The sequence below is a fragment of the Amycolatopsis alkalitolerans genome (assembly GCF_006152065.1).
Taxonomy (GTDB): domain Bacteria; phylum Actinomycetota; class Actinomycetes; order Mycobacteriales; family Pseudonocardiaceae; genus Amycolatopsis_E; species Amycolatopsis_E alkalitolerans.
Genome location: NZ_VDFW01000030.1, coordinates 1 through 13,524, shown reverse-complemented (window position 1 = coordinate 13,524; position 13,524 = coordinate 1). Strand labels below are relative to the sequence as shown.

12 protein-coding genes are annotated in these 13,524 nt (G+C 72.5%); 11 read left to right on the top strand and 1 reads right to left on the bottom strand.

Annotation, left to right across the window (positions count from 1 at the left end; all coding sequences use genetic code 11):
* Positions 1-27 precede the first annotated feature (27 nt).
* From FG385_RS26695 to FG385_RS26645, 11 genes are read left to right on the top strand one after another with little or no spacing between them, the layout of a single operon-like run.
* Positions 28-1,929 carry a nucleoside-diphosphate sugar epimerase/dehydratase gene (locus FG385_RS26695; protein ID WP_139099550.1) on the top strand — a complete coding sequence of 634 codons (1,902 nt, stop codon included), beginning with the start codon at positions 28-30 and terminating at the stop codon, positions 1,927-1,929.
* Complete coding sequence (locus tag FG385_RS26690) at positions 1,926-2,873, top strand: NAD-dependent epimerase/dehydratase family protein (RefSeq protein WP_139099549.1); 948 nt, start codon at positions 1,926-1,928, stop codon at positions 2,871-2,873. The genes FG385_RS26695 and FG385_RS26690 overlap by 4 nt, the downstream gene beginning before the upstream one ends.
* Positions 2,870-4,141, top strand: coding sequence for a nucleotide sugar dehydrogenase (locus FG385_RS26685; protein WP_139099548.1), 1,272 nt, complete (start codon positions 2,870-2,872; stop codon positions 4,139-4,141). Before FG385_RS26690 ends, FG385_RS26685 begins: the two co-directional genes overlap by 4 nt.
* Positions 4,138-6,522, top strand: a complete 2,385-nt coding sequence (locus tag FG385_RS26680; RefSeq protein ID WP_139099547.1) for a glycosyltransferase — start codon at positions 4,138-4,140, stop codon at positions 6,520-6,522. Before FG385_RS26685 ends, FG385_RS26680 begins: the two co-directional genes overlap by 4 nt.
* Positions 6,513-7,577, top strand: coding sequence for a glycosyltransferase (locus FG385_RS26675; protein ID WP_160148893.1), 1,065 nt, complete (start codon positions 6,513-6,515; stop codon positions 7,575-7,577). The genes FG385_RS26680 and FG385_RS26675 overlap by 10 nt, the downstream gene beginning before the upstream one ends.
* Positions 7,562-8,917: an O-antigen polysaccharide polymerase Wzy gene (wzy, locus tag FG385_RS26670; RefSeq protein ID WP_160148892.1), complete on the top strand. Its 1,356-nt coding sequence runs from the start codon at positions 7,562-7,564 to the stop codon at positions 8,915-8,917. Before FG385_RS26675 ends, wzy begins: the two co-directional genes overlap by 16 nt.
* Positions 8,914-10,143: a lipopolysaccharide biosynthesis protein gene (locus FG385_RS26665; RefSeq protein WP_139099544.1), complete on the top strand. Its 1,230-nt coding sequence runs from the start codon at positions 8,914-8,916 to the stop codon at positions 10,141-10,143. Before wzy ends, FG385_RS26665 begins: the two co-directional genes overlap by 4 nt.
* Positions 10,140-10,709 (top strand): acyltransferase, encoded by a 570-nt coding sequence (locus FG385_RS35480; RefSeq protein ID WP_139099543.1) that lies wholly within the window; start codon positions 10,140-10,142, stop codon positions 10,707-10,709. Before FG385_RS26665 ends, FG385_RS35480 begins: the two co-directional genes overlap by 4 nt.
* Positions 10,706-11,908, top strand: coding sequence for a DegT/DnrJ/EryC1/StrS family aminotransferase (locus FG385_RS26655; RefSeq protein ID WP_139099542.1), 1,203 nt, complete (start codon positions 10,706-10,708; stop codon positions 11,906-11,908). Before FG385_RS35480 ends, FG385_RS26655 begins: the two co-directional genes overlap by 4 nt.
* Positions 11,905-12,531 (top strand): sugar transferase, encoded by a 627-nt coding sequence (locus FG385_RS26650; protein ID WP_139099541.1) that lies wholly within the window; start codon positions 11,905-11,907, stop codon positions 12,529-12,531. The genes FG385_RS26655 and FG385_RS26650 overlap by 4 nt, the downstream gene beginning before the upstream one ends.
* On the top strand, positions 12,528-13,340 hold the full coding sequence (locus FG385_RS26645; protein WP_139099540.1) for an FkbM family methyltransferase: 813 nt from the start codon (positions 12,528-12,530) through the stop codon (positions 13,338-13,340). Before FG385_RS26650 ends, FG385_RS26645 begins: the two co-directional genes overlap by 4 nt.
* Here FG385_RS26645 and FG385_RS35035 read toward each other — a convergent pair.
* Positions 13,325-13,524, bottom strand: a 200-nt coding sequence (locus FG385_RS35035) for a hypothetical protein (protein WP_235022807.1), incomplete at its 5' end; no start/stop codon positions are given. The genes FG385_RS26645 and FG385_RS35035 overlap by 16 nt on opposite strands.

Below are 13,524 nucleotides of genomic sequence, written 5' to 3'. Positions count from 1 at the left end.
GCGTGACGAGCTAGGAGCACACCCCTGATGGCAGCGATTTCGACACACCACGAGCCGCGCTCGCCCGGCAGACGGTGGCTCTTGCGCGGTGCCGCGGCCGTGTTCGACGCCGGCGCCATCGCAACCGCGCTGACCCTCGCGGCCTGGCTCCGCTTCGACTTCGACCTCACCCACGTCGACCTCGACGGTCTGTTGTGGACAGTCACGGCGGCGATCTCGGTGTTGTGGAGCGCGGGCATCGCCACCTGCCTGTACTTCGGCAGGCACCCGGTCGGCAGCCTCGACGACGCGCTGGCCGTCGCTCGGGTGAACGGCGTCGCCGGGCTCGCGCTGTTCGTCCTCGTCTGCCTGTCGGCGACGCCGCCCGTACCGCGTTCCGTGCCGCTCACCGCGACCCCGTTCGCCGTCGCCATCGCCTTGGTGCCACGGCTGGCCATCCGCAGCCGTCGCGCCCGGCAAGGGCGCCCGGACCGCGTCAGCGCCCGCCGCGCGATCGTGTACGGCGCGGGCCCGCGCGGGCAGGAACTCGTCCGCGCGATGCTGTCCGGCTCGGCCGGTGACGTCCTCCCGATCGCGGTGCTCGACGACGACCCCGCGCGCCGGAACAGCCGGATCGCCGGCGTCGCCGTCCGCGGCACCGGCCGCGATCTCGCGGCGGTCGCGGAAGCCACCGGCGCGCAGGTGCTCGTCGTCGCGCTGACGGATCCCGGTCCGGACCAGATGAGCGTGGTGCTGACCGCGGCCAGGACGGCCGGCATCGAGGTCAAGACCCCGCCCCTGCCGCACGAACTGCTGCGCCCGTGGGCCTGCCCGCGCGACCTGCGTGACCTCGACGTCGCCGAACTGCTGGGCCGCCGGCAGGTCGACACCGACGTCGAGGCCATCGCCGGTTACCTGGCGGGAAAGCGCGTGCTGGTCACCGGCGCCGGCGGTTCCATCGGTTCGGAGCTGTGCCGGCAGCTGCATCGCTTCGACCCGGCCCAGGTGCTCATGCTCGACCGCGACGAGTCCGCGCTGCATGCCGTGCAGCTCTCGATGCACGCGCGCGCCCGGCTGGACGCCCCCGAGGTGATTTTGGCCGATATCAGGGATGCCGGCACCGTCCGCGCGGTGCTGCTCGACCGGCGGCCGGACGTGGTGTTCCACGCGGCGGCCCTCAAACACCTTCCGGTGCTCGAACGCCATCCGGCCGAAGCGTGGAAGACCAACGTGCTCGGCACGCTCACCCTGCTCGGGGCCGCCCGGCTGGCCGGTGTGGAGGTGTTCGTGAACATCTCCACCGACAAGGCCGCCAACCCGGTGAGCGTGCTCGGCCGGTCGAAACGCATCGGCGAACGCCTGGTGGCCGATGCCGCGCGCCGGGCCGCGGGGACATACCTGTCGGTGCGGTTCGGAAATGTGCTCGGTAGCCGCGGGTCCGTGCTGACCACGTTCGCCGGGCAGCTCGCCACCGGGCGGCCGGTCACGGTGACCCACCCGGAGGCGACCCGGTTCTTCATGACCGTGCCGGAGGCCGTGCAGCTGGTGATCCAGGCGGCGGCCATCGGTTCCTCGGGCGAGGCACTCGTGCTCGACATGGGCGAGCCGGCCCGCATCACCGATCTCGCGCAGCTGCTGATGACGATCTGCGGCAAGCGGTCGCCGATCATCTTCACCGGCCTGAGCAAGGGCGAGAAGGTGCACGAAGAACTCTTCGGCGACGGTGAGGTGGACCACCGCCCCGTCCACCCGGCCATCTCGCATATCGCGGTACCCCCGCTCGCGCCGGAGACCCTGCGCGCCCGCGCCGCCGTGCTGGGACACGCGCGGGCGATGGCGGTGCTGGTCGCCGAGCGCGCCGTCACTGCGCCCGGCGAGAACGGCGCCGTCCGCACGGACGTGCCGGCCCCGCTGGGCGCGGGCGCGGCGCTGGAAGGCGGCCGCGGGTGAAGATCCTCGTCACCGGCGGCGCGGGTTTCATCGGCGCCAACCTCTGCCGGGCACTCGCCGAACGGCACGACGTGATCGTGCTCGACGACCTGAGCACCGGGCGGCCGGCCAACCTCGGCCCGGTCGACGTCGATCTCCAGGTCGGTTCGGTCCTCGACCCAAGCGTGCTGCGGCGGGCCTGTCGCGGGGTCGCGGCGATCGTCCACCTCGCCGCGGTGCCGTCCGTGCCGCGCTCGCTGGAGGACCCGCGGCGCAGTCACGACACGAACGTGACCGGCACCGTGGCGGTGCTCGACGCGGCCAGGGACGTGGGCGCCCATGTGGTGCTGGCTTCGTCGAGTTCGGTCTACGGGCGCAATCCGGTGCTGCCGAAGGCCGAAGGGCTCGTATGCCGGCCGTCGAGCCCTTACGCGGTGAGCAAACTCGCCGCCGAGTCCTACGCGGCCGCCTACCGGACGTCGTTCGGGCTGGAGACGATCGCGTTCCGCTTCTTCAACGTGTTCGGACCGTTGCAGGCGCCGGATCACGCCTACGCCGCGGTGATCCCCGCGTTCGCGTCCGCCGCACTGCGCGGGCTCCCGCTCACCGTCCACGGTGACGGCACGCAGACCCGCGACTTCACCTATGTGGACACCGTGGTGCGGGTGCTGGCACAGGCGGTGACGGGGCGGACGACGAGCGAAACACCCGTCAACCTGGCGTTCGGGACCCGCACCTCGCTCAACGACCTCGTCCGGTTGCTGGAGGAAGAGCTGGGACACCGGCTGAAGGTGCGGTACCGGCCGCCCCGCCGGGGCGACGTCCAGCACTCGCAAGCCTGCCCGGACACCCTGCGCTCCCTGTTCCCCGCCATCAGCCCGGTGCCGTTGCGGCCCGGACTGCGGCGAACCCTTTCCTGGCTGCGAAACACCGTCGCCATGCCTGATCAGGAGGTTCTCGCATGACCACCCCGCCTCCCACCCGGCTTGTCGTGGTCGGACAGGGCTACGTCGGGCTGCCGCTCGCGATGCGAGCCGTGGAAGCCGGTTTCTTCGTCGTCGGACTCGACCTCGACACCGTCCGGGTCTGGTCGCTCAAGGACGGAAGTTCCTATGTGGACGATGTGCCCGCGGACCAGCTGCGGCGGGCGCTGGCGAGCGGGCGCTACCTGCCGACCGGTTGCTACGACGACGCGCAGGCGTTCGACGCCGCCATCGTCACGGTGCCGACGCCGCTCAGGGATTCCATCCCGGACCTGCACCACGTCGAGTCCGCGATGGCGGGGCTAGCGCCGCACCTGCGGCCGGGCGCGACCGTGGTCCTGGAGTCCACCACCTATCCCGGTACCACCGAGGAAGTGGTCGTCCCGCTGCTGGAACAGGGCAGCGGCCTCGTCGCCGGGCGCGATTTCTCCGTCGGCTACAGCCCGGAGCGCATCGACCCGGGCAACCGGCGGTGGAACCTGGTCAACACGCCCAAGATCGTCTCCGGCGTCGACGCGGCTTCCCTGGTCGCCGTCAAGAGCCTCTACGCCCGTCTGGTCCAAACCACGGTCCCGGTCAGCACCACCAAGGAGGCCGAGCTCACGAAGCTGCTGGAAAACACCTTCCGGCACGTCAACATCGCGCTGGTGAACGAGATCGCGGTGTTCGCGCACGAACTCGGCGTCGACGTGTGGGAAGCGATCGACGCGGCGACCACCAAACCGTTCGGGTACTGCCGGTTCACCCCGGGGCCGGGTGTCGGCGGGCACTGCCTGCCGGTCGACACCGGGTACCTGTCGTGGCATGTGCGGCGCAGCCTCAACCGCGACTTCCGCTTCGTGGCGCTCGCCAACGACATCAACGACCAGATGCCCGACTATGTCGTGCAACGGCTCGTCCGGACGCTCGACTGGCAGCGCAAGAGCCTGCGGGATAGCGTCATCCTGGTGCTGGGCATGGCGTACAAGCCCAACACCGGAGACATTCGCGAATCCCCCGTACTGCGGGTGATCGACCTGCTCGCCACGCGGGGCGCGGTGGTCCACGTGGTCGACTCGCACGTGGAACCGCACCGCTGCCCGGCGTCGATGAAGCTCGTGGAGCTGACCGAGGCCGAGATCCACCAGGCGGATGCGGTGGTACTGCTGACCGATCACGACGACATCGACTACGAATTCGTCGGCGCCGAAGCGAAGCTGGTGCTCGACACCCGGCACCGGCTGTCCGGACCGCAGGTGGAATACCTGTGACCGCCGAGGCCCCGCCGCGTTCCGTCACGGCGGCCGATCATTCGCTACGGGTACTGCTCGTGCTGAAGACCGCCCAGGGCGGGCTGTGGGTGCTACCGCATCTCGACGAGTTACGGCGGCGCGGGCACGAGGTGCTGGTCGTGCTGCCCGCGGGACCGGGCCGCCTGCGCACGGCACTGCGGGAGCGCGGAGTGCCGGTCGTCGACAGCCCGTTCGGCTTCCGGTTCCGGCCGACCCCGAGTGTCCTTTTCGGACTGTCACGGCTCCGGCGGCTGATCCGCGGCCTGTCCCCCGACGTGCTGCACTACCACCTCTACGCGTCCGCGCTCGCGGCGCGTTTCGCCGGGCTCGGGCTTGGCATGCCGCGGGTGCACATGGTGGCCGGCCCGCTTCATCTGGAGTCCGCGCCCATCCGGGCCGCGGAACGCCTGCTGGCCCGGCTGGACACGGTGACCATCTGCGGCAGCGACCACACCGCTCGCCGCTACCGCGCGCTGGGCCGCCCCGCGGGCCGGACACCGGCGATTCCCTACGGTTTCGACACCCAGCGCTTCCAGCCGCTGGGCGGGAAGGCGCGAACGGAGGCACGCGCACGGCTGGGCGTCGGCGCGGGAACGTTCGTCGCGGTGATGGTCGCCTACGTCTACGGCCCGAAACGAAGCGTGTGCGCCGGCCGCGGCATCAAGGGCCACGAGGTCCTGCTCGCGGCCTGGGCCAAGTTCCACGCCGCGCATCCGGACAGCCATCTCGTCCTGGTGGGCAGCGGGTTCGACGAAGCGGGCGAAAAGTACCGCCAGCAGCTGATCCGCCGGTTCCGGCTCGACCAGGACGGGCTCGGTCCGGGGATCACCTGGCTCGGCACCGTCGAAGACGTGCGCCCGTGGTACGCCGCCGCCGACCTGTCGGTCTCACCGTCCCTTTCGGACAATCACGGGGCCGCGGTCGAGGCGGGTGCGATGGGGCTGCCCAGCATCGTCAGCGACGCCGGCGGGCTGCCGGAAACCGTGGCCCCGGGGTCGGGCTGGGTCGTGCCCCGCGGCGACGGCGAGGCACTCTCGGAGGCCCTGCGAGCCGCCCATGCCGAGCATGTCCGGGGTGCGCTTTCCGACCGCGGCCGGTACGCACGGCGGTTCGTGGTGGCCACGTTCTCCGGCTCGCTGGCGGCGGGGGCCGTCGCCGACACGATCGAAAAGGCCACGGGTTCCCGCACCGGGCGGACCATCAGCCTGTTCACCGACGCCCGGTTCGTCGTCCGGGGGCAGGGCTGGGCGCCGCTGGATCCCGCGAACGGCCCATCGGCCCGCGAGGGGTACCTGTGTGACGGCAACCGGATCCGGGTGGTGGCGCGCGGGGAAGCCCTGCCCGGCCGGTCGAACGCGACGTTCGACGACGGCGCCGAACTGCTGGCGCTTCCCTGCTACCGGGGTGCCTTCGGCTTGGCGCGGAAGCTGGTTCCGCTCACCTTGGCCGTCGCGCGCGCCGTCGCCGGCGCCGAAGTGGTGGTGCTGCGGCTGCCCGGCGCGGTCGGCGCGCTGGCCGCGCTGATCTGCCGCGTCCTGCGCAGGCGCTATGCCGTCGAGGTCGTCGGCGACCCGGCGGACGTACTCGCCTCGGGCGCGCTGGGGCCGGCAGGCCGGTTCCTGGCCAAGCCGGCCGCGGCGTACCTCCGGTCGGTGGTGCGCGGCGCGGACGCCTCCCGTTTCGTCACGCGCGGCGCCCTGCAGCGCCGCTACCCGCCCCGGCCCGGCACGCCGGCGCTGGCGATCCCGAACGTCCGGCTCGGCGGCACGGTGGCCGGCAGCGCCCGTGCCTGGGCTCCGGGTCCGTTCCGCATCGTGGCGATCGGCAGTCACGAAACCCGCTACAAGGGCCATGACGTGCTGCTGAAGGCGCTCCGGCGACTCCTCGACAGCGGCCTTCCGGTGTGTGCCGCGATCGTGGGCAACGGCCGGATCCACGACGAGCTGCTGGCGCTGCGCCGCTCGGAAAGGCTGACCGGGCACGTCGTCTTCCTGGGCACGCTGTCGAACCGGGCGATGGTGACGGATCTGCTGGACTCGGCGTCGCTGTTCGCGATGCCTTCACGCACCGAAGGGCTGCCGCGCGCGCTCGTGGAGGCGATGGCGAGGGCGCTGCCCGCGGTCGGTTCCGCGGTCGGCGGTATCCCCGAACTGCTGGACGAGTCCTGTCTCGTACCCGTGGACGACCCGGTCGCGCTGGCGGACGCGATTCGCCGGCTGCTGACCGATCCTCAGGCGTGGGAGGCACAGTCCGCGCGCAATCTCACCGTCGCGCGCGGCTACGAGCAGGCGGCCCTCGACCGTCGCCTCGCCGGATGGCTGCGCGGGGTCCCGTCCGCCCGGAGGCGGTCATGGCCGTGACGGTCGTCCACGTCATCGGCGGCCTCGGCCGGGGCGGCGCCGAAAGTGTCGCGCTCGAGCTGTGCCGCCGCATCCCGGCGGACGAGGTACGCCAACGGTTCCTCACCCTCGGCGACGGTGAGGGCGTGCTCGCGCCCCGGTTCCGGGATGCCGGGGCCGAAGTCGGGCGGTGCCCGGTGCGGCCGGTGCTCACGTTCGCCCCGCGGCTGTGGTGGCGGCTGCGCGCGACGCGCCCGGACGTCGTGATGTCCCATGTGAGCCTGGTCAGCGGGCTGGTGCTGGCGGTGGCGGCCGCGGCCGGGGTGCCGGTGCGGATCGCGCGCCTGCACAGCGAAGGCGACGGCCGCCCGGCGACCGTGCGCCGGACCGTACAGCGCGCGCTGCTGCGGTTCGCGCTGCGGCTTTGCGCCACCGCCGTACTGGGCGTCACGACGGCCGCGCTTGCCTTTTCCGCCCCGCCGAGGGGAGATCGTCGTTACCGTGTGCTCGCGAACGGCGTGGACACCGACCGCTTCCGGGTTTCGCCGCACCTGCCCGACCATCCCGTCTTCGTCCACATCGGACGATGCGCACCGGAGAAGAACCGGTCGTTCCTGCTGCCCGTGCACGCTGAAGCCCGCCGGATGCGGCCGGGTACCCGGCTGGTGGTGGCCGGGCCCGGCGGGTGGGCGGACCTGGCGCCCGTGCCGCCGCGCGACCCCCTCATCCAGCTGACCGGCGAGACCGACCGCGTCGAGGAGGTGCTCGCCGGAGCCTCGGTGCTCCTACTGCCCTCGCATCGCGAAGGCCTGCCCGGCGTCGTGCTGGAAGCCCTCGCGGCCGGGGTGCCCGTGCTGGCCTCGGATCTGCCGGGGCTACGAGACCTGGCCCGGCAGGTCGAGGGGCTCGACCTCCTCCCGCTCGCCGCCGGGCCCAGGGCCTGGGCCGCCGCGGCGCTGAGGCTCGCGGCGGCACCGGCCGGGCACCGGCGGCGGATCGCGGCCGCGGTCCGCCGCTCCCCCTTCGCACTGGACCGCAACGCCGAGGACTGGAGGCGATTGTGGACCAGCCGCTGACCGCGCCCCGGCCGGGCCGCCGCGAACTGCTGGTGTTCGCGCTGGTCTGCCTGACATCCGTGGTGTTCGTGCGAACGCCGGCCACCGACGACATCACCGCGCTCGCGGTGACGTTCGGGCTCGCCTGGGCGCTGTGCCTCGCGCTCGTCGGGCGAACCGGTTTCTACCGGCCCGCCACCGCGTACCTCGTGCTGTTCGGGGTGTTTCACGGCGGTCTGCTGTTCAGCATCGCGGTACGCGGGCCCGACACGTTCTCCGCCTACGACAGTTCGTGGCTCTACAGCGGTTACACCGCAGGCGCGGTGCGGCTCGCCATCGCCGGGATGGTCGCGTGCACACTCGCGGCGACGTTCTCCGCCGGCCCGGATCGCGGAGCGGCGCCCGCCGGGGTTTCCCCGCAGACCGCCGGTATCGCGGCGATCGCGGGACTTGGTGTGGAACTGGCCGGGCTGGGTGTGTTCGCGGGTTCGGTGGCGCAGGCCGGCGGGCTCGACCTGGTCTCCGGCGGCGGGTACACGGCCTTCCTGCAGGCCAACGAATCCGAGGGCCTGCTCGGGTACGGCACGTTGCTCATCGGGATCGGCGCGATCCTCGCGATCATCGCGGGCGGTCCGGCCCGGGCGGCCGCCTGGACGGGATTCTCGGCCTACGCGGTGGTGGCGTTCCTGATCGGCACGCGCGGCGCGGTGCTGTTCCCGCTGCTGACCCTGCTGGTGGTGGAGCACCGGCGCGGTCACCGGATCAGGCCACTGTGGACGGTGATCGGGGTGCCCTTCCTGCTCACGCTAATCGGGCTGGTGCGTACCACGCGGCTGGCCGGCCCGCACGCGCGGGCGTCCACACTGTGGTCGGCGCCGTTCGACGCGATCGCCGAGATGGGGTATTCGCTGCACCCCAGCGTGGTCGTGCTGGGCTGGCACTCCGCGGGCGAGCCGTTCCTCCACGGGGCCACGCTGATCGCCGTACCGGTGCGCTTCATCGAGGCGCTGACGGGCTGGCACGGCGGCGCGCCGGCCCACGATCCCCGGCTGTTCAACGTCGAGATCGCGGACCGAGCCGGGCCCATCGGGGGTTCGCCCGTCGCCGAGGGATACCACAACGGGGGCCTGCTCGGGGTCGTACTCCTGCTGACCGCGATCGGGCTGGTGCTGGGCCTGCTGGAACGGCGGCCGCGCACGCCGCTCGGCGACGCCTTCGCCGGGATCATGCTGCTCCCGCTGCTCATCCAGACACGCAACAGTTTCGCCCCGGTCCCCGTCCAGGTCGGGATCGGCCTGCTCGCGCTGGGCCTCGTGCACGCGCTCACCCGCTGGGTCCCGGTGCGCCGGAGAAAGTCGTGAAGGGCGTGGCGATGCTGTCGGGGGCAAGCGCCCTGCAGGCCGCCGCGAACGCCGTCACCGGCCTCCTGGCCACCCGCGCGCTCGGCTCAGATGAGCGCGGGCTCATGGTGCTGGGGGTCACCATCGGCAGCATCTGCGGCCTCGCGGGCGGTCTCGGCTCCGGCGCGGCGTTCCGCGCCCGGCTCCCCGCGGCACGCACCCCGGGCGCCCGCCGACGCCTGGTAACGACCTTCACCTGGTGCTCGCTCGGCGGTCTGGTGCTGGCGGCCGCCGCCGCGGCGGCGGCCTCGACGGCCTCGGCCCGGTGGATCGACCCCGCACTCGGCTCGCCCGGTTTCCTGATTGCCACAACAGGTTTCGCCGTGGGACAGGTGCTGCTGACCCAGGTGCCGGACGCCTGGTTCGCCGACGGCCGGTTCCGCCGTGGGGGGCTCGCCGCAGCCGCGGTGAGCGCGGGCGGGCTGGCGGGCGTGCTCGTGGCGCTGGCGACGTCGCGCTCCGCGGCGCTCGTCCTCGGCGCGCAGGCGGCGGGTATGGCGCTCACCGGACTGGCGGAGGTGGCGGCGTTGCGGCGGGCCGGTCTCGCCGCGCTCGCGCGCCCGGAACCGGCGCGGATCCGCGCCTTGCTGCGCCAGGGCACACCGGCACTCGGGCTGACCGCCGGCCTGGTCGTGGCACTGCGCGCGGACCGGTACTTCCTCGGCATCGCCGCCGGGACCGCCGCGGTGGGGATCTACTCGCTGGCGGCCACCCTGTCCGAGACCGCGCGCCTGCTGCCCGCCGCCGCCGGCCAGGTCTACCTCAGAGACGCCTCGACCGGCCTCGGTGCCCGCAGGCTCCGATCGGCGACAGGTTTCGCGCTGGCCGCGGCGCTCGCCGCGGGACTGGCCGTCGTGGCCGCGGCATGGCTGCTGATCGTGCCCGTGTTCGGCGCCGAGTTCGCCCCGGCGCGTCCGCTGGTGGTGGTCCTGGTCTTCGCCGAAATATGCCTGGCGCCCTACTCGGTGGCGAGCCGGGGCCTGCTCGGTGGCGGCTGGACCACCGCAGCCGGCGTCCTCGGCGTCGCGGGCAGCGGCGCCGCGCTCGCCGTCTACCCGGTTTCCGCGAACTGGGCCGGCGCGCTGGGCGTCGCCGCCGGTTCGGTACTGGTCTACGCCGGCCTTTCCGCCGCATCCGGCACCGCGTTGCGCCGCCGGATGCGGACGGCCGTGGAGGTGAGGGGATGAGAAAGCTCATACGCCACCTGCGAAGAGCGGCCTTCCTGGCCGCTTCGGCGGCGAGGGTGCGCTACTGCCGGCTCGCCTTCCCGAACGTCACGATCACCGGCTCCACGATCGGTCCCGGCTGCGAGATCCACGCCGGGGAAGGCGCCCGCATCGTGCTCGACGGAGTCGTCATCGGCCGGGGCTGCCAGCTCATCGCCGGGCCCGGGGCGTGCCTGCACATCGCCGCCGAATCGGTCGGCCCGCATTCGGTGGTCGTCGCGCGCGAACGGATCGAAATCGGCGACGGCGCCCTGCTGGCCGAAATGGTCGTGGTGCGGGACGCCGACCACGACCGGACCGGCGGGCTGCCGCTGCGCGCGGGCAGGCACCGCACCGCGTCCGTCCACATCGGACCAGACGTCTGGCTGGGCGCCCGCGCCACCGTGCTCAGCGGCGTCCGGATCGGTGCCGGGGCGACGGTCGGCGCGGGCGCCGTCGTCACCCGTGACGTCGCGGCGGGGACCACCGTCGCCGGTGTCCCCGCTTCGCCTGTCCGCACGACATCACTTACCGGAGGGAGCTCATGACCGCACTCGCTGCTGAGGGAGGCGCGCCCGCGCGGACCACCCCCCTGCCGTGCTGGCCGGTCTTCGATGACGCGGAGATCGCGGCGGCCGGCGAGGTGCTGGCCTCCGGGCAGGTCAACTACTGGACCGGCGGCCACGGCAGGGCGTTCGAGCGGGAGTTCGCCGGCGCGGTGGGCACGCTGTACGCGGTCGCCGTGGCCAACGGAACCGTGGCACTGGAACTCGCGCTGGGCAGCCTCGGGCTCGGCCCCGGCGACGAGGTGATCGTGCCGGCGGCCACGTTCATCGCGACCGCCTCCGCCGTCGTCCGGTGCGGCGCCAAGCCGGTGATCGCCGATGTGGACCTGCACACCCAATGCCTCACCAGGGAAACCGTGGAGCCCCGCCTGTCCCCGCGCACCCGGGCGATCGTCGTCGTGCACCTGGCCGGGCATCCCGCGGAGCTCGCCCCGTTGCTGCGGCTCGCCGCGGCCCGCGACATCCGGGTGGTCGAGGATTGCGCGCAAGCCCACGGCGCCCGCTACTTCGGCCAGCCGGTCGGCAGCTTCGGCGATATCGCCGCCTGGTCGTTCTGCCAGGACAAGATCCTGACCACGGCAGGGGAAGGCGGCGCGATCACCACCTCCGGCCTGAAGTTGTGGCGGCACTGCTGGGAGTTCAAGGACCACGGCAAGAACGTCGCGGAGCTGCAACGGCACGAGCGAAAACCGGGCTTCCGGTGGTTGCACGACAGCTTCGGCACCAACGCGCGGATGACGGAGGTCCAGGCCGCGATCGGGCGGCTGCAACTGGCCAAACTGGACGAGCGGGTCAAACACCGGCGGCAGAACGCCGGGATCCTGCTCGACGCCTTCCGCGGCCATCCGGCGATCCGCGCCGAAGACCCGCCGGCCCATGTGGAGCATTCCTACTACCGCTTCTATGCACACCTGCGCCCGGAGCGGCTGAGGCGCGGCTGGGACCGCGACCGGGTGGCGGCCGCGATCACCGCCGAGGGCATCCCGTGCGGGTACGGCGGCTGCGCGGAGATCTACCGTGAGCGGGCCTTCGCCGGCATCGACGGGGCGCCCGCCCGGCTGCCGGTCGCCGCCGAACTCGGCCGGACCTCGCTCACCTTGCCGGTCCATCCGAACCTGGACGCGGACGACATGCTGGACGTGGCGCGAGCCGTCCTCAAGGTGCTGCGGGTGGCGGCATGATCGCGGCGGGCCGGCCCGTCCGGGACGGATCGTCGAGACGGGCGTTCGACCTGCTGGCCGCGGGTGCGGCACTCGTGCTGCTCAGCCCTGTTCTGCTCATCATGTCCCTGCTGATCCACTGGCGGCTCGGCGCCCCCGTGCTGTTCCGGCAGCCGCGGTCCGGGCGGCACGGCCGGCAGTTCATGATCCTGAAGTTCCGCTCCATGCACCCGCTGCGCTATCGCGGGCAGCCCGATCACGAGCGCACGACCCGGCTCGGCGCCGCATTGCGGCGCACGAGCCTGGACGAACTGCCACAACTGGTGAACGTGCTGCGCGGCGAGATGAGCCTGATCGGGCCCCGGCCGACCCTGCCGGAACAGGTCGACCGGTACGACCGGCGCCAGTTCGGCCGGCTTTCCGTGCGCCCCGGCCTCACCGGCCTGGCACAGGTGCGTGGCCGCAACCTGCTGAGCTGGCCGGAACGGATCGAACTCGACCTGTGGTACCTCGCGCACCGCAGCTGGCGCCTGGACGCGCGGATCCTGCTGCTGACCCTCGCCCGGCTCGCCCGCCCGCGCGGGATCACCGGCCACGCCGGGACCAACCCCGGCTTTCCCGGCACCCCACCGGAGCACTCATGAAACTCACCAGGAGCGCCCTCACCGGACTGCGGGCCCGCCTCCATCCCCGGCTGCTGGCACCACTGGGTTCGATCGCCCTCACCGTCAAGCGGCGGGAACGCTGCACGGTCCGGTTCCGCGACGGGAACTGGATCCACCGGTACCCCACGGGCGCCATCGTCCGCCCGGTGCTCGGCGGCGCCTCGGCACGGATGGTCGACGACACCACCTCCGAGACCTTCCTCCGCCACTACCGCCCGCGACCGGGAGACACGGTCGTCGACCTCGGCGCGGGCGTCGGGACCGAAGCCCGGTTGCTGTCCCGGCTGGCCGGCCCCACCGGCATGGTCGTCTGCGTGGAACCTCATCCCCGCACGTTTTCCTGCCTGCAACGGACGATCGCGCTCAACGGACTGGACAACGTCATCGCCGTCCGATGCGCGATCGCCGGGACGAGCGGCACGGTGTTCGTGGAGGACACCAGCGACTACAACGCGAACGGCATCACCGGCGAGCCCGGCGGCGTCCGGGTGCGGGCGGAGACGCTCGACGATCTCGTCCGGCGGTTCGGGCTCGACCGCATCGACCTGCTGAAGATGAACATCGAGGGGGCGGAACTCGCGGTGCTCGACGCCGCCCGCGATGTGCTGCCCCGGGTGCGCAATCTCGTGGTGTCGTGTCACGACTTCAAGGCCGACCGGGGTGGCCCGCACTGGCAACGCACGTTCGGCGGCGTCCGGGCCCTGCTCACCGACGCCGGGTACACCCTGCACGCCCGGCCACCGGACGCGCGACCGTGGATTCCCTACTACGTCTACGCGTCCCGGTGAAACCGCGCGCGTCGTCTCACCCGTTGCAGGTGAACATGGACGACAAACGCTTTCCCGTCCGCCGGGAAGCGATAGAAACCTGTTTCGCGCCTGAAGATGAGGATCACTGAGGTGATCTCACCAACGATTGGTGTCTGGGTTCGGACGACACGGGCAAAGCAATCCATATAGGACAGTGCCCCTG

Bases quoted from the DNA above. Each gene is read 5' to 3' on its own strand.
- FG385_RS26655 (WP_139099542.1), top strand. From the start codon at position 10,706: ATGACCGCACTCGCTGCTGAGGGAGGCGCGCCCGCGCGGACCACCCCC.
- FG385_RS35480 (WP_139099543.1), top strand. From the start codon at position 10,140: ATGAGAAAGCTCATACGCCACCTGCGAAGAGCGGCCTTCCTGGCCGCT.
- FG385_RS26675 (WP_160148893.1), top strand. From the start codon at position 6,513: ATGGCCGTGACGGTCGTCCACGTCATCGGCGGCCTCGGCCGGGGCGGC.
- FG385_RS26695 (WP_139099550.1), top strand. From the start codon at position 28: ATGGCAGCGATTTCGACACACCACGAGCCGCGCTCGCCCGGCAGACGG.
- FG385_RS26645 (WP_139099540.1), top strand. From the start codon at position 12,528: ATGAAACTCACCAGGAGCGCCCTCACCGGACTGCGGGCCCGCCTCCAT.
- FG385_RS26685 (WP_139099548.1), top strand. From the start codon at position 2,870: ATGACCACCCCGCCTCCCACCCGGCTTGTCGTGGTCGGACAGGGCTAC.
- FG385_RS26650 (WP_139099541.1), top strand. From the start codon at position 11,905: ATGATCGCGGCGGGCCGGCCCGTCCGGGACGGATCGTCGAGACGGGCG.